The organism is Fibrobacterota bacterium, assembly GCA_019509785.1.
Taxonomy (GTDB): Bacteria; Fibrobacterota; Fibrobacteria; order UBA11236; family UBA11236; genus Chersky-265.
The window spans coordinates 1-19,921 of sequence record JAEKLQ010000094.1; the positions used below are offsets into that span (position 1 = coordinate 1).

General features: G+C 58.7%; 10 protein-coding genes. 2 read left to right on the top strand and 8 right to left on the bottom strand.

The genetic code is table 11. The features are described 5' to 3' along the window. Together JF616_22705 and JF616_22710 are read left to right on the top strand one after the other, a co-directional pair. Positions 1 to 627: hypothetical protein (locus JF616_22705; GenBank protein MBW8890574.1), on the top strand; the 627-nt coding region annotated here is incomplete at its 5' end. A gap of 209 nt (positions 628 to 836) precedes the next feature. Continuing rightward, positions 837 to 6,575, top strand: a complete 5,739-nt coding sequence (locus JF616_22710) for a hypothetical protein (GenBank protein MBW8890575.1) — start codon at positions 837 to 839, stop codon at positions 6,573 to 6,575. 597 nt (positions 6,576 to 7,172) lie between these two features. Here JF616_22710 and JF616_22715 read toward each other — a convergent pair. The 8 genes from JF616_22715 to JF616_22750 form a co-directional block, all read right to left on the bottom strand. After that, a complete protein-coding gene (locus JF616_22715) occupies positions 7,173 to 7,916 on the bottom strand; it encodes a response regulator transcription factor (protein MBW8890576.1) in 744 nt (247 codons plus the stop codon). Then, positions 7,913 to 12,709, bottom strand: coding sequence for an AAA family ATPase (locus tag JF616_22720; protein MBW8890577.1), 4,797 nt, complete (start codon positions 12,707 to 12,709; stop codon positions 7,913 to 7,915). Before JF616_22720 ends, JF616_22715 begins: the two co-directional genes overlap by 4 nt. 104 nt (positions 12,710 to 12,813) lie before the next feature. Beyond that, positions 12,814 to 15,273, bottom strand: a complete 2,460-nt coding sequence (locus tag JF616_22725) for a decarboxylase (GenBank protein ID MBW8890578.1) — start codon at positions 15,271 to 15,273, stop codon at positions 12,814 to 12,816. A gap of 11 nt (positions 15,274 to 15,284) precedes the next feature. Next, positions 15,285 to 16,343, bottom strand: a complete 1,059-nt coding sequence (locus JF616_22730; protein ID MBW8890579.1) for a hypothetical protein — start codon at positions 16,341 to 16,343, stop codon at positions 15,285 to 15,287. Then, positions 16,331 to 16,492: a hypothetical protein gene (locus JF616_22735; protein ID MBW8890580.1), complete on the bottom strand. Its 162-nt coding sequence runs from the start codon at positions 16,490 to 16,492 to the stop codon at positions 16,331 to 16,333. Before JF616_22735 ends, JF616_22730 begins: the two co-directional genes overlap by 13 nt. After that, complete coding sequence (locus JF616_22740) at positions 16,455 to 18,074, bottom strand: hypothetical protein (protein ID MBW8890581.1); 1,620 nt, start codon at positions 18,072 to 18,074, stop codon at positions 16,455 to 16,457. The genes JF616_22735 and JF616_22740 overlap by 38 nt, the downstream gene beginning before the upstream one ends. Positions 18,075 to 18,708: 634 nt before the next feature. Continuing rightward, the gene (locus JF616_22745) at positions 18,709 to 19,761 is read right to left on the bottom strand and encodes a hypothetical protein (GenBank protein MBW8890582.1); all 1,053 of its coding nucleotides are present in this window, start codon (positions 19,759 to 19,761) and stop codon (positions 18,709 to 18,711) included. A 29-nt stretch (positions 19,762 to 19,790) separates the two neighbouring features. After that, positions 19,791 to 19,910, bottom strand: coding sequence for a hypothetical protein (locus JF616_22750; GenBank protein MBW8890583.1), 120 nt, complete (start codon positions 19,908 to 19,910; stop codon positions 19,791 to 19,793). Between the last annotated feature and the right edge of the window lie 11 nt (positions 19,911 to 19,921).

Here is a 19,921-nt window from a genome sequence, read left to right on the forward strand (position 1 = left end):
ACCGCTTGGGACATCACCAAGGGCATCTGGGAATCCCGTGATGGGCAGCTGATCGTGAAATCAGGATTGCAACGGTTCGCCCACTACAGCTACCTGTTCGACGGGTGGGACACCTTACCGAACGATACGTCCTACCTGCGCGGGATATCCGAGGATGGCTTCGAGCGCTTGGAGGTCTCCCGTGATTCGGGTCTTTATTATCCCGTCGTCCGCTGGGTGCGATATCTCAGGATCGAGCCGGCGCAAGTCGCCGACGGCAAGTATGCGTTCACGGAAACCTATCCTGATTACGTAGACAGCGCACAAACGCATTCAGCGACGGCATACATGGATTTGGCCCGGAACGGTCCCTATGAGGATGGGCGCTCCGAGGACGGCCGTCTTCTCTGGAAGTTTCACAGCGCGACCTGGTCGCAATTGGGATCGTTCCTGGTCGTTACGGGAGCCCACGAAGTAGACTATGATTCTGCCGGCGTTCCCACGGATTATGCGTTGGATTCGAATTCCGAGTATGTGGCCCGTATCCGCGCGGCCACGCCGGATTCGTTCCAGCAATGGATCCCGCCCGATCAGACCAGTACCGCCTCCGAACATTGGGTGACTTGGCGGCGTACGCCATCCCGTTGACGCAGGCGTGCAAATCAAAACCCCGTACTTGGTGCGAAAATCCGCCGGGAACGTTCACGGGCGAAGGCTGCGCCGCTATCAAACGCGCTTCCGCGCGGCCTGATACCGGCATTCGGACCGGGAAGCGCAGGGACGCCGTTGCACCGTTGAAATCGGGCTTTTAATTACCTAATCTCCCCCGGTTCCCGTACGCAAGGACACGCGCAGCCATGAAGACCCAAGCCCCGAAAAACGAGTCCGCTCCGGCCCTTTCCATCCCCGCCGGCAATGACGGAAACCCGTTCGCCCATTACGACGACGCGCGCCGCGAACTGGTGGTCGTCGATCCGCGCACGCCCACCAAGTGGATCAACTATATCGGGACGCTCGACTTCGGGGGCTTCGTCGATCAAACCGGCGGCATGAACGTTTGCAAAAAGGATCCCGCCAATAACCGCGTGACGAGCTACCGTATCGATGCCCCGCAGAACGCTCCGCGCGGCAATACCCTTTATGCCCGGACCACCGCGCCCGATGGCGCACGCGCCATCTTCTCCCCCTTCTTCACCCCTACCCTGACTTCCTTCGAGCGCTTCGAATGCAGGATGGGCCTCGGCTACACCCGCTGGCTCGTGGGCATGCACGGATATGAATTCGAGATCGTGATCTTCGTACCGGCCGGCGCGTCCCAGGCCATCATCGACGTTAAGGTCCGCAACGTTTCGGCGCCCCCCGGTACGAAGTTGGACTTGGCGCCGCTGGTGGAATTCTCCCACCCGGACGCGCTCAAGAATCTCACCAATGCCGATTGGGTGCCCCAGACCATGAAGGGCAAGGCGGTCGGCGAGGCCATCATCCAATATCCGCATATGGCGGAAGGCCGGCGCGCCAACTTCCTGGCGGGCGACCGCCCCTTCGATTCATTCACCACCGATAGGAACCATTTCCTGGGCCGATACGGATACGGAACCTTCGCCGCGCCAGATGGGCTTCTCGACGAAAGCCTCGATAATTACGAAGCGCCGCGGGCCGACAACGGCAATAGCATCGCCGCCATCCTCTACCGGCTGGGAACCATCGACCCCGGGAAGGAAGCGCGGCTCGTCCTGCAACTGGGTCAAGCCTCCGGCGCCACGGACATGGCCGAGTCCATCGCCCGCTTCCGGGATCCGGCGCGGGTGGACGAGGCGTATCGGGAACTCCAAGGGAACTGGCGCGCCTACCTCGATGGGTTCCGCGAAGTGAAGACCCCGGACCCCGCCTTGGATCGCGTCATCAACGTGCTGGGGCCGCGGCAGAACCATGCCACCTTCTTCTGGTCGCGTTACCTCTCCCTCAACCAATTGGGTTACGGCGGCGACCGGGGCATCGGGGTGCGCGACAGCAACCAGGATCTCATGGGAGTCCTCCCCTACATGCCGGAGAAGGCGCGGGAGATGATCGAACGGCTCCTCAGCGTCCAGCGTTACGACGGCTCCTCCATGCATCAGTTCAACCCGCTGACAATGAAGGCGTCCATCGGCGAGGGCCATCCCGGATCGGATCAGGACTACTACAGCGACGACCATCTCTGGAACGTGTTGGCCGTGATCGAATACGTCAAGGAGACGGGCAATTTCGCTTTCCTGCAGCAGAGCATACCCTACTATGACGAAGGCACGGGCGAAGCCAAGTCCGGGCCGGTTCTCGAGCATTTGCATAGGGCCCTGGCCTTCACGGCGGGAAACCTGGGTCGGCACGGCCTGCCCAAACTCGGTTGGGCCGATTGGAACGATGCCTTCAACATGGAAGGGGCCGAGTCCGTTTTCAGCGCCTGCCTGTACGGCAAGGCCCTGCTGGAGATGCAGGATCTGATGGGCTTCCTGGGCGATGGGCGCTCGGCCCGGGGCTACGCGGAGGATTACGCGCGCATCAAGAAGAACATCAACCGGAACGCCTGGGACGGCGACTGGTACGTCAGCTACATCGGGAAGGACGGAAAGCCGTTCGGATCGAAGCGCAACGAAGAAGGGCAGATCTACCTCTACACCCAGGCCTGGGCGGTGATCGCGGGCTTCGCCCCGCCCGATCGCGCGGCCCGCGCCATGCGGTCCGTGCAGGAAATGCTCGATACCGAACATGGCATAAAGGTCATGACCCCGGCCTATCAAGCGACCCGGCCCGGCATCAGCGCGTCCACCTATGCGCCCGGCCTCAAGGAAAACGGCGGCGTCTTCCTGCATCCCAATCCGTGGGCGGCCATCGCCGAAGCCATGCTCGGCAACGGCGACCGGGCGGTGCGGATCATCGATCGCATCCTTCCGCTTAAGCAGGACGCGAAGGTCTATGAGTGCCAACCGGACGTGTTCGTGCAGAACATGGCCAGCGACGAGCATCCGCAATCGGGCCTCGCGCGCAATCCCTGGCTTTCGGGCACGGTCTCCTGGGTCAACCAGGCCCTGGCGAAGAATATCCTGGGCATCCGTCCCGCTCTCGACGGATTGATAGTGGATCCGGTGCTTCCCGCCGGATGGCCCGGCTATACCGCACTGCGCGTTTTCCGTGGCATCACTTGCCGCATTCGCGTCGAACGCGGCGACCGTCCCGAAACCGTAGTGCTTGTCGACGGGCTTTCCGCCGCCGGCATCGTTCCTTCCACCGGAGGTTTCATTCCCATGGCCACCTTGGCCGGCCGGAGCGAAGCTGAGATCATCGTCCGCATCGGCGCGGCCGCCGTACCGCTCCTCGCCCGCATGGAGCGGGAAAGCGAAACCCGCCGGGCCGCGGCCATCGAGGCCCAGGACCGCGGCCCCCTCAAGACGGAAGAACTGCATACCCTCGATGGCGCGCAGGCCAAGATGATTTACCTCTTCCGCAAGATGGGGGTGCATGCGCAAGGCCTTTCAGCGACGCTCGATTTCCCGCCCACGGGAGTGGTGACGGGCGCGCCCACCTTGGCTACCGGCGTCTCCCCTTTCGGCCAGGTCAATCACCTGCTCGACTCCGGCCGATCGATCCGCTTCGGCAAACGGATGCGATTCGCTTCGACCCCGATCATCAGCATCACCCGGGACGGCAAAACCGCCACCCGGCTCCTCACCAACCTGAAACGCGATGAGGAAGACGAGCGCGGGGAGGAGCCCCAGGCGTATCCGGATTCCCTGCCCGACGAATCGGTATCGGTCACCCTGGCCCCGCCCCTGATGATCTCCCGCTACGAGATGGACGGTGTGCGCATCGTGAGGACCACGGTGTCGCCGGAGCTGGCGGGCAGCGAAGCGGACGTGACCGTGCCGGCCACGGTGGATCGGTTCGAACTGTCCAATGCCGGCCCCGAAGCGCGGACGGTAACCTTGGTGTTACCCAGGCCTTCGTTCGTGAACCTGGCCGAGAAGAAGCTGCGGGCCGAACAGGACAACGCCTTCGGAAGCCAAGGCGCGACCCGCGATCACGCGCATGAATCGTTCCGATCCGCCGGGGGCCTCGGCATCGTCATGGGAAGCACGCGATCGGAAGATCGCATGGCCATCGCGGTGCCTGTAATCCCCGGGGTCGCGGTGGACGTGCAACTCGGATTCCGGACCGCGGCCTTTAAGACGGATCTGCTCACCGACGTCCAAGGCCGTTTCACCGCCCGCAAGTCTCCGGAAGCCACCTTCGAATGCGGGGCCGCCATCGCCGTGACCGTCAAGCTCGCTCCCGGGGCGAAGGTGGAAATCCCGTTCGCCACCGTGCTGGATTTCCCGCGGCAGGCTTACGTGGACGGGAAATCCTTCCCGCGCGCCTATACCGGGCGCTTTTCCGGGGCGAAAGCGAACGACCGCGCGGTCGCCATGGTGGAGTGGGCCCTCAAGGAACATCCCCGTTGGATCTCGCGCGCGCAGGCCATCCAGGCGCAGGTCTTCGCGATCGTGCGGCAGGATCCGGAATACGCCGACGATCGCCCGGCCGCGGTGCGCGTGGTCAACCTGCTTCTCAACGAGCTCTCCTATTTGTTGGCCAACGCCGCCATCTGGACCGACGGCGCTGCCGCCTTCCTCGAATGTTTCGACTACCCCTTCCTCAACTCCGCGGACGTGGATTGGTATTCCCTGTTGATGCTGATGGTTTTCCCGGACAAGGAGAAAGCCATCTGCCAGAAGTTCATCGACTCGATCGGGGACCAGGACGATAGCGAAACCCATTTCCACTGGCACGCCGCCAGCGCCCAAATGCGGGTCGAGTACGAGGAGTGGCGCGGCCTCAAGGCCCTCGTAGGCTCCGGCAAGGCTTTGGAGCCCGGACAAGCGGGCCGCTTTGGATATCTGGAATACGAAGCGGACATCGGGGACGGACGCCATGGCTACCGCGACCGATCCTTGACGCATATCCGCGGCCCGAAAAAGCTCAAGGGCAGCGTCAGCCATGACGTGGGCCGCCTGACCGCGGGAAACCCGCTACGCGGCAACGTCAGCGAATACGATTGGTTCAACACCAACTATTGGGTGGATCTCTTCCCCAAGCTGGCCCAGCGCGTGGCCCGCGACGCCAAACTCACCAACGACATCGCCTTCGTGGCCCGGAATTGGGCGACCTTGCGCACCGGCTTCGCTTACTGGGTCGGGCTCGATCGGGACGGCGACGGCATTCCCGAAGGCAACCCGGGAGAGGTCAAGAACACCTTCGACAACATAAAGCTGTTCGGCTACGATTCCTATAGCGCCAGCATGGCGTTAGCCGGATACAAATCTATGATCCGGATGGCGGAGTTGCTCCTGGCCGCGGCCGCGACCGAGGGCGAGCGGGGCGACCTGCGCGCGCAGATCGCCGATTTCCAGGCGCGCTTCTCCAAAGCCCATGCGACTACGGAGACCTTGTGGGTCAAGACCCGCGGCGCCGACGGGTCCGAAGGCGGGTACTTCGCGACCTGTTATGATCCGAAATTCCGGTCGGAGGAATTGGCCTTGTTCCCGCGAGCGGGCGCCAAGGCCGGTTCCATCGCCGATCAGTTGGCCCGCTACCGTTACATCGACGAGGAAACCGGGGCCATCGATCGGGCCGCGTTCGAAGCCCTGCCCGATGCGGACGCCCTGCGCATTGACGCGGTGGCGGGCAGGCCTAACGTTTACGCCGAGCTGCGTAAAATCCTCGCTCAGGCTGCGTCGGATTACGCGGAGTTGGAGCGGAACGGTTACGTCGAGCAAGGGGAAATCCAGGCTAAGTTCTGGGAAGTCCTCTCGGAGGCGGGCCTGGCAGGGACCTACTCCGACTGCGGGACGGTATTCAACGCGCTCCGGGCCCATAAGAGCTTCGACGTCTTCGCCAACCAACTCGACGGCCTCTGGGCCTGGATCGCCATGGGCGAGGCCCCGGAAGAGTTGCTCAATCCGGCCCGGGTCCGGATGATCCTGAAGACCATCTACGAGAACAACCGCGTCACCAACGGTTGGGCGACCCAGCGCACGGCCGACGGCAAGGAAGTGGCATCGGATCAGGGGAAGGACGTGTGGATCGCCACCAATTACGTCCTGGCGCAGATGCTGGACTATTGCGGCATGACGGAGGAAAGCAAGGAAGTATACCAGGTCATGGACGAGGTTCTCCTGCAACGGGACAACACCTCCACCTCCCCCGAAAGCATCCGCCCGGACGAGAACAAGTTCATCGTCAAAGGCTATCCGCGTCCCGGCGCCGTGTGGACCCAACTGCCTTTGTTCTTCCTCAAGGCGCGTAAACGCGCGGGCGGGAAGGCCGCGACGGCGGCGGAGTTGGCGGGTTTCATCGCGGGGATCTTCAATCCGACTGCGGCTTTGCCAGCAGGGGTTCCGCCCACAGGCACAGCGCCCACGGTGGCTTCGCCCGCATCCCCGGGCCAAAGCGACGCGAATCCGACTCCAGGCGGCCGCAGGGAAGGCCGCCTACCCTACGGATTGGGTCGCATCCGGCCGGGAGAGGCGGCCGCGACCGTGATGCCGGGAGGCGGCGGAGCCGCGGGCTCCGTTCTGGCGTGAGGGCGAAATTGAGGTCATTTTCACCTCAGGTTTCCTATGACAGATCTTCATGACGCGCATCAGTTCGCACGGGATTTGACCGGTCGTCCAATGGTTCCAGGGACCCTGATAGCGAATGTTGAAGGAGTAGATACTGTACACATCCGCGGCAGGATCCCAGTCCCCTAATGGCTACCAGTTGGCGCCGCGATCGGGACTGAGAAATACTCTTGAGTCGGTGTACGCCGCAAGTCCAAGACGCAAGTAAATAAAACGGAGAAGATGCTTCACGGGCGGATCCCCGCCGGCCGTCCAGTTCTCGCCGAAGTCGGCGCCTACCAAGGCGTCGACCGCGGCGGATAAGCCGTAACATGCCTCATGTTCGGCGAGAATTCCGGACCAACCCTAAGTCGACTACCTCTGGATTCTGTCCGGAATGACCCAATTTCGTCAAAGCCGAGGACCTATGGGATCTCAGCGTGGTGCAGGAGTGAGGCGCTTAGCATGAAAGCCATCCCGATAAACGGTGGGTGGGGATGCAAAAAAACGTTTTCGGTATGTATCGCAGTAATTGAATTGGAGTCGGAAGTATTTTAGACCGGTAGAGGGAATACGGACTCAAAGATTGCGGAGATTATCGGCAAAGAGGCGACTGGCAAAGAGCTGGGTGGCCTTCCCGTCTTTCATTACCACTTTCATCTTCCCATCGTAGAGCTTCTGAATTTCGGCGATCCAGGAGATGTTGACGATGGTGGAGCGGTGGATGCGCACGAAGTCCTTGGGGTTGAGTTTTTTTTCCAATTCCACGAGCGGTGTATCTTCCAGGAATTCCCGGCTGCTGGTATGGATGGATGTGTATTTGTTCTCGGAATGGAAGTAAATGATTTCCGCCGTCTTCACGATGGCGAGTTTGTCGCCGATCTTGCATGTGATTCGACTAATGTATTGGCCCCCCAGGGCACCCATTAATTCTTGGATAGCCCGGGAAAACTGTCCCTGGTTGAAACCGAGCGCCCTAAGTTTCTCAATGGAGCCCTTGAGCGCGTCAGCGTCTATGGGCTTCAGCAGGTAATCCACCGCCATGGTCTTGAATGCCTCAAGTGCGCGATTATTGTGCGTCGTGGTGAAAATAACAACGGGCTGGCGTTCAAGCTTTTCCAGCACTTCAAACCCGTCCATTCCCGGAAGGCCGATGTCCAGAAACAGCAAATCCGGTCTTGCCGATTTAATTATGGCCATCGCCGCCGGCCCGTCAGCGGCTTCGCCAACGATCTCCAAGTCTTCGTGGAATTCTTCCAGAAGGCGGCGCAGACGGTTTCGCGAGGATTCCTCATCCTCGACCAGAACGGCACGAAATCTCATTTCGCCTCCAGGATGGGGATACAGATTTCCACGCGGTACCCCGGCGAACGGCTTATGCCCATGGAATACGCATCCCCGTAAACGTAATTAAGTCGGTCCTGCACGCTTTTCAGCCCAAAACCGGTGCCGGTGGAAGGTTTCTGCACCCCCTCCCCGTCGTCCTCCACAACGAGGCGGCACTCCTCGGGGCCGATATCCGCATGCACCCGGACCATACCTTTTCCCATCTTGTGGAAAATTCCGTGACGGATACTGTTTTCTACCAGAGGTTGGATTAACAGCCCGGGCAGCCGAACGCGGCTGACATCGCCATCCGTTGTCACACTGAAATCAAGCCTAGTACCAAATCGCATCTTCTCGAGCGAGAGGTAGGTCTTCACCACCTCCATCTCCTGTTCCAGGTTCACCAGCTGGTTTTCCGATGACATGAGGATGTAACGATACAGGTTCGACAACTTCACAATGGCCTTTTCGGCCGTCCTGGCGTCGGTTAAGATGAGTTCGGCGATCGAGCTGAGCGCGTTAAACAAGAAATGAGGATTAATCTTCGCCTGGACTAGGTCGAGTTGTAGGGTATGATACTTGGCGTTCGACAGTGAAATAATCACCTGCCCGCACAGCAATTCCAAAACCTCAAGCCGCGCCGGAGTAAATGCGTCGCTGATATGATTGTTTTCCAGGTAAAGCAGGCCCTCCATTTTTCCCAGGTTCTGGAGCGGCATGCAGAGGATCGACTTGGGCTTGCGTTCTGCGATATAGACATCCCCGCCGAACATACTGTCGCGGGCGGCATCCGCCAGGACCAGGCTTTTCCCGGTGCGGGCCACGTAGTTTACGATTGCATGAGAAAGGTCGCGGCATTCCATCAAGGGAATGGATAGCAGGACCTCGACCTCCGGTTTTTCAATGTCGCCGGCAGCTTCGACCACCAGGGAACCTCTCCGGTCCAGGATGAGAAACCCCCGCTGCGCCGCTGCGATCTCGAAGATGATTTTCAGAAGCTTTTTCAGCAACCGACTTAGGACGATTTCCCCGGAAATCGCTTGAGACGCCTTCAGGATCGCTTTTGCGTCCATGGGTATGCGGGATTCCCCCGCCGTCGCGGCTGATTTCGCCCAACCCAGCGCCGGGCCGCCCGAGGCGGCGCCTGATCCAAAGGTGATTTCGGGGTGGGCCGCCTTGAGTTCCATGGCCTTGGCGGCGGCGCCCCATCGTAGATAGCCATGATAGGCTTCATTCAGGTGTTCGGAGGCAGCGGCGCGCCTCCCACCGGCCTTGTAGAAGCGGCCGGCCAGCTCATTGGCGAGTGCTTCGAAATGGATGCGACCGTTGTCGCGCGCCATGTCGATGGACCGGGCGTAGGCCTCCTCGGCTCTCGCGGCTTTACAATCTATCCGCGCGATTTCCGCCTTTAGGAGGTTGTGCATGTGGCCATAACCTTCCGGGCAGTCCAAATGGAATTTTCGCAGAAGGCGCTCGTCGGCGGCGATTTTGCGCCGCATGTCCCTTCTGGCGGAAGGAGCCGCGTAGGGCAGCGAAGTCACTAGTGCCAGGGAACGGTAGCAGCAGAAAAGCGGCCAGAATCCGCCGGAGGGATCGATGATAGGATTTCCGGCCAACCGTAAGGAAGCGTCAAGAGCCTCGTGGTGGCGATGGAAAAGGACGAATGACTGGAGCTCGAGCAGTAGGAAGAAACCCCGCTCCATCGGCACCGTAAGTCCAGTCGCGAAAGAGAGGCCGGAATCCAATCGCTCCATGCAGCTGGAAACCGGCCCCTGCAACATCCTAACCCATCGCCCTACTACATTGACGATTTCAAGGCTCTTGCGTTTCTCGATGGTCTTGCCGAAGGTGAGGAGCTTTTCTGCTTCCGCCTGGATCTCATCCAGGGACGAGCCGTTCAGCGTCATGACGTAAATAACTACGTCGCGGCAATAACCGGCGTAAATCAGATCGCCGGCCTCCATGCAGTTTCGGAAACCCTCCTCCAGGTATGTGAGGGTGATATCGAGAGGGAATCGGCGGCAGCTGAAAAAGCAGGCATAGATGAAAAGTACCTTGCCACGGATGGACGGGTTGGTATGGCGCTCCGTGAGATCCATCGCCAGCTCGGCATATTTATGTCCCGGGCCGGGCAGCCGCAACACGGAACTGAGAAAAACGCCGTAGCAGATGTAGGCGATGGGAGAGCGTTCGGAGTTGCCCAAGGAAAGGCTCATCCGCAGCATCCTCATCACCACCATCCCGTTCAGCGTAACGTCCGCCATCAGGAAAGAAGTGGACCAGAGGCAGGTGAGGATGCCCATCGCCGAAGTGGCCTCGGGAGTCCAGCGGCTTTCCCTTTCTCCAAGGGTTTCCAAATTGCGGAGCGCAGTCATGACTCCCACGCGGGCCACTTCCGCGAGCATGACCACGATCCCCGGCTTTGCTGGCAAGGGTTTTCCCAGCAAGGCCAGACCGGCCAAGCCAACCTTCACGGTCTCCTCATGCCGGAGCAAATGCTCCTGCATCCGCATCCGCGTCTCCAGGACCCTCACCTTGTCCAGGGAGCCGCTGGATCGAGTCAGTAAATCCTCGAAATGCACTTCAGCCGCATTGAATTCCATGTTCAGGTATTCGCATTCCGCCCGCCCCATGTGCAGCGCATGCGCTAGCCGGAAATGGGTGGGCCACGCATCCGTCGGCAGGTATCCTAGGCCATAGTTGAAATATTCTAGGGCGTCGGCGTAAGCCGTGGCATTTTTGGCCTTGCGTGCCGCCATCAGGTTGGCCTGGGCAAACTCCAGTCTTTCCTCCTCTGATGTGACTAGACGCATTCCGTAATTGAGATGCTTCGCCACTTCGAAAATCGACGCCTCCGGAACGTCCACCCCGAGGTGCTTCAGTAGGTTTCGGCCAATCTCAAGATGGACCGCCGCCGCTTCCCCAGGGGGTATTAACGAATAAGCCGCTTGCTGGATTCGATCGTGCTGGAAGGAATAGAAATCCCCATCTTCCACCAGCATCTCCTCGCCAACAGATTCTCCCAGGGAAGAGGCGATCCGCGCAACATCCCCTTGCGCATGTGCGATGGCGAGAGCCTCGCGGCTGAAGCGGTTTCCCAGGCACGCGGCGCATGTCAATACCCGCTGGGCTTCCGGAGAAAGCCCCTTGATTCTGTCGGACATCAGGTCGATGACGTTTTGCGTGTTCCGCAAGTTGCGGATCGCCAGAGGACTCCATGACCACCGTCCGACTCCCGCCCAAGTTTCTGGATTCGGAAGCGGATGATTAGCTGCGACGCGGAGAAACGATTTCGCGTGCAGCATTTTCAGGAACTCGATCACGAAAAAAGGATTTCCGTGCGTCTTCTGGAGGACAATCTGGGAAAGGCCCGCGGACTGATCAGCGTCGCATTCCAACATGTCTGCGACTAGTTGGTTGACCGGGCGGAAGGGCAGGGGATTGACCTCGATTTCCGTAACTGGGACTCCAGCCTCCCTGATTTGCAGCAATGCGGGCCAGAACGGGTGTTCCGCCTTCATCTCGGATTTGCGATGGGCGGCGATAACCAGGAAGTGCCCCACGGCCGGACCGGTTAGCAGCGACTTGAGAAGATCGACCGAGGCGGGATCCGACCATTGCAAATCGTCAAGAAACAAGACCAGAGTGAATCCCATCCGATTAAAAACGCCAACCAATTCCCCGAAAAGATAATGGAGCCTGTTCACGGCTTCGCTAGGCCCCATGGTTTGAAGTTCAGCAGAGGGGCCCAGCAACCGATTCAGCTCAGGAACGAGGTCGGCAATCACTCGTGCTGAATTCCCGAGAACGAGGGCAAAGGCGGATTTCCACTTGGCAAGCTTGCTGGCGTCTTCCATCAGCAGCAGCCTCACCAGTCCCGTGAAAGCGTCAGCGACCACGCCGTAAGGCCGGCCCTGGCCGGATTGATCGCATTTGCCTCCCGCGAAATAGGATCCCGGCCTCGGCAACCGCGATTTCCAGTCCAGCAGGAGTGAGGTTTTTCCCGATCCGGAAAAACCGGAAACTAGAATCAATTCCTTTTTGCCAGCCTGGACACGTTGAAAGGCTTGCGCCAAGATTTCCCGCTCCCGTTCGCGCCCATACAAATTCTTGGGATTGAAAAGGCGTTCCTCCCCATCCAGCTTTCCAATGGCGAAATCGCGGAGCGCCCCCGACTCCCCCCAATGACGCAAGCATACTTCCAGATCCGTCCGCAACGACTTCGCGTTTTGGTAGCGCATGTCCGCGGACTTGGCAATCATTTTCATCACAATGTCGGAAAGCACCGGGGGTATTGTGGGATTTTTTTCATGCAATGGAATGGGTTGCAAGGCCAAGTGCATTGCAATCATTTCTGCCTCGTCCTTGCCGCGAAACGGCGCTTCGCCAGCTAGGATTTCATAGAACACGACGCCCAACGAATAGATATCCGTGCGATGGTCCATCGCTCGACCCATCCGCCCGGTTTGCTCCGGTGAGATATAAGCGATATGTTCCTCAGGGATGAGACTGGCCTTGATCTCTGTGGTTTCCGAACGAGAAAACGAGTGGCAGAAATCCGTGAGCCGCACCTGGCGATAGTCCGGAGACACCAGAATGCTTAATGGGTTGATGCCGGAATGGGCGACGCCAGCGGCGTGGATCCTGGCCAGTACCGCTGCGATGCTAGACGCGAATTGCAGGAAATACGATAAATCTGGCTTCTCCGAGAGCATGGCCTCCGCCACCGTAATGCCTTCGAAATCTTCAAAGAGCACCACGGGGTTCTTTATCTGCGGCTCGAAGGCCACCACCCTTAGAACACCTTCCAGTGAAAGGTCGCTCAGAATCTCGAACTCGCGCTTGAGTTCCTGTACCCTATCTTTGTCGGGATAGCACTGGCATTGCGTTCGAATCAGACCGGCATGTCGTTGAAATGATCCAAGGCCTCGCGCGGAAGCGCATCGTTGCTGTCGGCCTGGGTGGATACCGCTATTAGGCGGAAAATACCGCTCTCGAGGTTTTTCGCATCGTTCCGGCTCAGTAATTCCACGTCGAGAATCCCCACCTTGGAAAGCATTGAGGCCAGGGGAGCGCCAGCCAGCCAGGAACCTTGCTCTTTCAATCCCTTACGGATATCGGAAAGCGCCGTCTGCATTCTTTTTACCTCCTTTAGGGCCTCGTCGACCGCATCCATGATGTAAGTCCGGAAACGCGAGAGATAAAGATTCCCATTCACGTCATTCGTAAGCCAGGGGTTCGCTTCGGTCGATCGCAGCGCCATCAAGAATGGCGGCGGCACCGGCGTTTGAAACCCCAACTCCCTGAGCAGAGACAGAATGAAATCGTTGCCATAGCTATCGGTGCTCAGAAGGGTGCGGCTGAGGATGAGATTGCAGGTTTCGTATTTTCCCGGCCGTAAATTCAAACGGCCGTAAATCGCCTGATTGAAATAGAAAAGCAAATCGGGATCCTGGTTGAAGGCGCCATCGTGCTTAAAATTGAAGAGATAGCAAAGCACGTTCAAGTCAGGACCGATCTCCGCCATCTTTGCCAACAGGTCGACGTTCGGTTGACTGCCGTCAAGCGCCAAGATTGTGCCGCACAATTCCAGGCTCGCAGGCGCGCCTAGTGGAACGATACGCACATCAGGATTGAGGGTGCCCATGACCACAAGTTGGGCGAATACCAGCTTGCTCTGATACATCTCCATGCCGATGAGGCGGCCAAACCCGGTAATGTCGGGCCGGAGCATACGATGGGCGAGGAAGACAGCGGCCGCTCCCGATCCGGGTTTCGAACCCTCGACTCCGAATACGCCCACCAGCTCGTCGGTTTTCACCGAAACCTGCGCGATACCCTGGGGGATGATCGGGCCCAACACCGGGGCGCTGAATTTGACGAGGTCGCGGATGGCGGAATTGCGGTAACAGATTGCTCCCGCCGGATAAGGAATATGCCCCTGCTTATGGGGATCGACCGTGACGGAATCGGCCTCCGCGAGGGCAAGATAATGTCTGGTGGACTCCGCCCCCAGGCCGATGACCGGGGCCGATTGTGAAGCGCGTCGCTGGGGAGCGCATCCGCCTAGCGGTGGATCCACCGGCGCCACGGGGAATGCCCAATCCATTTCGAAAGGCTGACGCAACAGACTGGCGTGATATCCGCCCCAGGCGGCATCGACGTGCACCGAAAAATCCAAACCTTCTTTCCGCAGGGCTTTGCGGAGGTCAAGGATGTTCCGAAGCGGATCCACCACGCCTTCTTCGGTGCTTCCTACCACGGCCACCACGGCCAACACCGGCATCTTTTTATCGAGGCAGTTCCGCAGTCCTTCCTCCAATTTGGCTACGTCCATGCGGGCCAGCGGATAGGCCACGGGAATCGTCACGATGCTTTCCTGGCCAAGGCCGAGCAAGCCCGCAGCCTTTTCAAAGGAATAGTGTTTGGTTCCAGGCAAAAAAATCTTGGGCTCGAACGTCACATCTGACGCTTGCTTCGTGCAATAGCGGTCGAAAAACTGGAGCGACTTCATTTTCATCGAGTTCGAATTAAGCGCGTTGTTAAAGCGTTCCGCGGCCTGAAGAGGACCTGCGTCCAATAAGCCCGATATTTTCGCTGGCAGGGCCAGGGCTTCGTCCATTTCCAGATTCAACAATTCCCATACGCCCAGCGATCCAAATCTCCAGGTGGTGTCTTTCCAGGTAACCGGGATGTCACGGGCGGCCTGGATGCCTTGCGCGCCCGAGGCCTCCAGCCCATCCAAAGTGATTTTGATCGCCAGGGGAAGGAGCTTCAGGTTGCGTGCCCCCCACAGGGCTTCGATATTCGAGATAGATCCGCCACCGGTCAGGTGCCCCCAGGGCATGATGGTTTCTTCCTCTTCCCCGGTGTTGAGCCAAGGCATTTTCTTGCGACGCGCGTTCAGGCCGAGCATTCGGCACAAATCGAATCCGACAAGCATTTCCAGGATGGTGGTGGCCGGTGAACCTTCGAAAGCCACGTTGTTGGAGTTGTAGAGCATGGCGGCGAAATTTCCAGCCAGGCCAGGCAGCAGCAAATCCCACCCCATGTGCGCCTGGTAGCGCGGGCTGAAAGCGGGAACCGATTTTTTGAGGTACGCCATTAGCAAAGCCAGCTCGGATGTCAACCTATCACCGGTGACTTTGTATCCCAAAGACACTTCCTTTGATCCATCCGGATTGGATAAGTTGCTAGGATCATTCTCCTGGCGTTGGCCATGCGGCTCTGAGCCGAACTTAAGGCGATTGTCGGCGACCTCCTTGATGGCCAGGGCCGTCAGTTCCATCAACTTCGAGGCATTCTCGCCTTGAGGACCGAGAAAAAGAGCTTCGAAATTTTCCGTGCCGCGCATGCTGGACTCCTTTACTTTAGTGAAAAGACGGGATAGAATCCCAGATAGCCCTTGGAAACCGGACCGGCTTCCCCGAGGGAAATTTTCAAGCCGGAAACCCTGTCCAGTTTAATCGGCATCCCGGTCACCCCTTCCTTGCCCCTGTATTGCCCGGTCCATGTGGAAAAGGCTTTGCCTTTGGCGGTGTCGGCGACTCCCTCCCGGGCAAGACGCAAGCCGGCAGCGATCATTCCGAAAGGGGAGGAATTAAAAGGAGTCAGTTCATATCCGAGGCTCGCCGATACACCCTCGGAAATCCCCACGTCGATTTTCACCGAGCGGACGAACTCCTCGTAGCCACCGCAAACGTCATCGAGTCGCGGTTTCGACCCCGGCCAACCGATGCGATCCAGGTACGCAGGTAGGCAGCCGTTCGGCAAAGAAACGTTTACCTTCCAGGCAGCGGGAATCCGCGATGGCATGGCGGAAATATGATGGATGCGTCCGCCGGGCGGGAGCGCCTCGGCGCACTTTCGCAGAGCCGTCGCTGTAACCGCCGGAAGGGGGGATCCAGTGATGGCCCGAGCGGCTTCCTGCGCTATTCCAAGCAACTCGACATACCCAAGCGCGCGCTTGCGAGCCCTGTCCCGTCGCTGAAGCATGCCGGTATCGACGCAAAACAAGAATCCAGGAAATGTCCGCCCATCCAGCCGGGCCTCATCCATTTCCAACCAAAGGTGGGGCACGAAGGCGCGCAAGGCGGAACCGGGCCTTCGCCAAGCGGCCATCACCGTTCCAACTCCTTCGCAGCCCGCGAGCGCCCATTGCCGATGCCAATCCTCCTGCATCCATCCAAGGCGCACGTAATCGTCGAGATCCCCCGATCGATACCGGACTCCGAAATCGACCCGCTCATCGCCCGGGGCCATCCGGAATTCCAGGAAATACGCGGAAGAGCCTTCGGGAAGGGAATAAGCCCTCCTTGAGGCCGCGGAGAACGCGTCCCTGCCGATTAGACGCAGAGGGAGACGGGGACGCGCGAAACGGAAGGTCGTCTCGATCTCCCATTTCGCGTCGCCTACCAGAACCATTCGTTGTCCTCGCCACGCTTCTTCTTCAGCTTCTTCTCCGACTTGAACAACGCTTCGACGGCCACGTATTGGTACGGGGGGATTTCGTACTCCCGCATCACCTTAATAGGGTTAGCGATGAATTGCTTTTGCAAAGGAGCTTGCTTCATAACCTTTTTCATGAAAATCATCAGTCTGGACGCGTTTGTTTTCTTTGGTACCGGCATTATGACTCCTTGGTAGCGGTTGGGTGAAAGTGGAAAGGTATTTGGACTGGCCGGCTAGGCCGTTCAGGATCTGCATCAGACGTTGAAATATCATCTCCTTGGGCGTCCGGTTGTCCCGGCTGGCCTGCTGAGTGATGGCCGCCGCAAGGGCATGGGCCGCGTACAGGCTTCTCTTCATCTCCATCCCTGCCGGAATCCCGTCACGGAGCATTTCCCTGACTTCCGAGACATTGGTCTCATCGCTGTCATTCCAATTCTGCAGTTTGCCTAGCGCGTGGCCACCGAGGGATTCCATGGGGCTGGTCGCGAGTACTCGGGAAAAGGTTTCGGCTGAAACCCGCGCCAATTTCTTGCTTACCAGCATATCGCCGAATCCGATGTCCAATCCGCCCGGAAAATCCTTCTCGATTTCAGCCCGCAAAGCCCTCATCCAATACTCTTTGCCACTGAAGCGTAGGTTTCCGACCATGGCTACCAGCAGGTGTACGCGGAAGAAATCGGAAGGATGAGGGCCTTCGCCCGGTTTTGCGCTCAAGCGCTCATTTTTCCGGCTGAATCCGTTGGCGGCGAGGTATCCCCCACGCTGTCCCCTGAAGGCGCCGATGAATCCGATGGCCATTGCCGGCCCCAGGTTCAAAACAGCCAACGCGTCCGAAACGCCCTCTTCGAATTTCTCCTCCCAATATTGCGATAGCGCTTCAGCCCGACCCAACCCTTTCAGGTCATGCGCCAGGCTATTTTTCACCTGACTTTTCAACTCCAGGTGCAAGCCCGGGTAGGCTCCCAAAATGGCGTGGCCGCAGGTCTCGTGGGCGACTGAGGCCCATCCGAAGATGCAGCCCCCGGAAAACGCCCTGGGCATTGAAATGACGGTCGATTTGACCCCGTAGATGGCGATGGCCTCCTTGTCGACCGTGAAGGGAAACGGCGGCTCGCCGCCATCGTCCCACTTTGCGAGTGGTGGCAAGAAATGCGGGTCCGGCGGATTGATGCCTCCCGCAGCTTTCCGGTCCTCCTCGCTCAGGAAGCCGTCATAAAGGTCGTTCATTACCTCCTGCATGGGACGTAAAGATTCAGCTTCATCCAGCCCGTGTTGAACGATGGTCTCGTAAAGGGTTTCGACGTGGGGCTTCTTGAAGGGAAACCGGCCGGTTCTCTCCTGGTATGACCTGAGATAGCGGATAAATGGAAGTACGAAGCCATGTAGGTGCCAGGATCGGAATGATTTGTCACCATTGCTTACGACCCTTTCCAATCGGCTGTTCCACTCGTTCGTCATTGGCGCCGCGCCCATGTTTCGAGCCTGGTCGGCTTTGGTTCCTTTGAGCATCGCAAGGAATCCCTCGAAGACGCCGCAGATTTCTAATTGTGATCGAATGTCACGGATCCCCACTTTTAAATCCAACTGGACATTCTTCGGCGCCGCGCTCCTCCTCCCGCTTTTGCGGAAAATGCCGGGTGGAACGGCGGAAGGGGTTTCGTGACTCGGCACAGCACTATTTAAATTTGCGGATATTCTTTCCATATCTGACCTCTAAATTATCTGCCGTGCTGATTTTTGAATAGTCTCAATCTAATCGGGATTACCGATGGCTCGGGACCGTTTCCGACGGAACTCCGGTTCCTGCACATGAAGTGTAGCTTGGGGGCGACGAAGCGCATCTACTCTTGAATCCGTTTTACTCATACCGGTCTTGCCGAATTTTCAGTATAAGCCGGTACGACAGCTCGGCCAATTCCGGTGGTCAAAGGAAAGCGTGCTCTTTTCAGGATATTTCCGCAGGGGCCACCCTATACCCAGGTTGAACCCTCAATTACCAGTATTCCTCCGAATTCCGAGTGTCACGCTTTACGATCTCTGCACGCTTCAGCCCTAGGCTGGCCGGATTTGCCAGGATGCGGAGTCCGAGTGGCTCAAGACATTGTTGCCTCGGCAAGAAAAATGGTCTCTAAAAGGCCGGCGGCTCCAGGGCTTGCGAGAGGTACAACGCGGCCGCTTTCTAAGTATCGGTCACATGCGTCTCGATTAAATGCAAGAGACACGCAAGCGCCCCGCACACCGTTGGTTTACGGGTTGGACGATGGCTTAGGGTTGACAGAGACCTGATTGCGGGAATGGGGCTATAAGGGAAAGAGCACCACGAAAAGAAAGCTGACTTTCACCGAAGAGATGAATCCGACGGCATCGACCGAGTCCGTTGAAGACGCCGTTCCCTCCCCGTTATCTGGTAGAATACCCCGCCGATCTCCACGCCCTCCTGAACCGCTTGGAGCGGATACAGGAGCGCAGCCTTGGCTTTTCCGTTCCTGAACGGCGGCACCGCAATCGCGGTAGTGCCGGTGGGCGGCGGGAACCAGGATTTGGAATTAATCATCGCGACTACCCGTTTGGCGAATTCCGGCTGGCCATTGGTGGCGTTGAAATGTTCCGGGTCGATCATCTCGATGCCCACGGTGTTGATGGTCGCGGATAGCGCCAGCTTGGTGGGGACCAATTTTATTTGCGCTTGGATGATGGCGGGCCACGGTTTCGTGAGCGCGTAAATCCCCGTGGCGCCATCTTCGTATTCGCTTTCGAGGTAAGGCAAATTGGGCAATCCCATATCCGTCCGGAAATCCGTGACCATTTGCGTAATGTCGTCGGAAAAGCGATTGCAAACCGTATCGCTCGTGCGCGTCGCTTCGACCAAACCAAGCATGCAAATCAATCCGCCGAAGGTCGCGTAACTTTTGGTGTCGTTGACGGCGGTGATCAACTGCTGATAAAGCGTGGCCCCCTTCCAAAATCGATTCTGGTCCGCGGGATTATTGGAGACGTTGAGTCCGGTGTTCGTGCCGCGGCAGGTTGAGGATAGGCTCGCGTCGTTGATAATGCCGAAGTAATAATCCGGATGCGCCGCCGCCATGGCCTTGATAAAGGGCATGCTCGGTCCGCCGCTGCCGTTACCCGACAATCCGTTTTGCATGGCCCCCGGGGTTTCTTTCGCCAGCACCCAGGTTTTCGTCGAATACCATTGGTAGTTCCAGCCATGGGGAATCGAGACCCCGTCGGAATGCGCGGGGTCCTCGCCCGCCATATTGGAATGGCCGATGCACAGGTACACGATGAACTTATCCTTGGGCACTTCGACGCCGCCCAACAGGATCGCGTGCGCGGTAATCGTCGGAAACAGGACCGCGAAGCAAAAACGCATGATATCGCGGTTATCCATGCTGCACCTCGGCTGGAAAGAACCGGATCCTATTGGGCGAAGATGTTAGCGATTTCGGCCGCGGTCAGGGCGCGCTTGTAGATCCGGATATCGTCCAAGGTTCCGGACCAGGGCGTTCCCTCCAAGCCCCCGAACCGAAGCGAGGTCAAATCGCCCACCG

Bases quoted from the DNA above. Each gene is read 5' to 3' on its own strand.
- JF616_22710 (MBW8890575.1), top strand. From the start codon at position 837: ATGAAGACCCAAGCCCCGAAAAACGAGTCCGCTCCGGCCCTTTCCATC.
- JF616_22715 (MBW8890576.1), bottom strand. From the start codon at position 7,916: ATGAGATTTCGTGCCGTTCTGGTCGAGGATGAGGAATCCTCGCGAAAC.
- JF616_22725 (MBW8890578.1), bottom strand. From the start codon at position 15,273: ATGCGCGGCACGGAAAATTTCGAAGCTCTTTTTCTCGGTCCTCAAGGC.
- JF616_22730 (MBW8890579.1), bottom strand. From the start codon at position 16,343: ATGGTTCTGGTAGGCGACGCGAAATGGGAGATCGAGACGACCTTCCGT.
- JF616_22735 (MBW8890580.1), bottom strand. From the start codon at position 16,492: ATGAAGCAAGCTCCTTTGCAAAAGCAATTCATCGCTAACCCTATTAAG.
- JF616_22740 (MBW8890581.1), bottom strand. From the start codon at position 18,074: ATGGAAAGAATATCCGCAAATTTAAATAGTGCTGTGCCGAGTCACGAA.
- JF616_22745 (MBW8890582.1), bottom strand. From the start codon at position 19,761: ATGGATAACCGCGATATCATGCGTTTTTGCTTCGCGGTCCTGTTTCCG.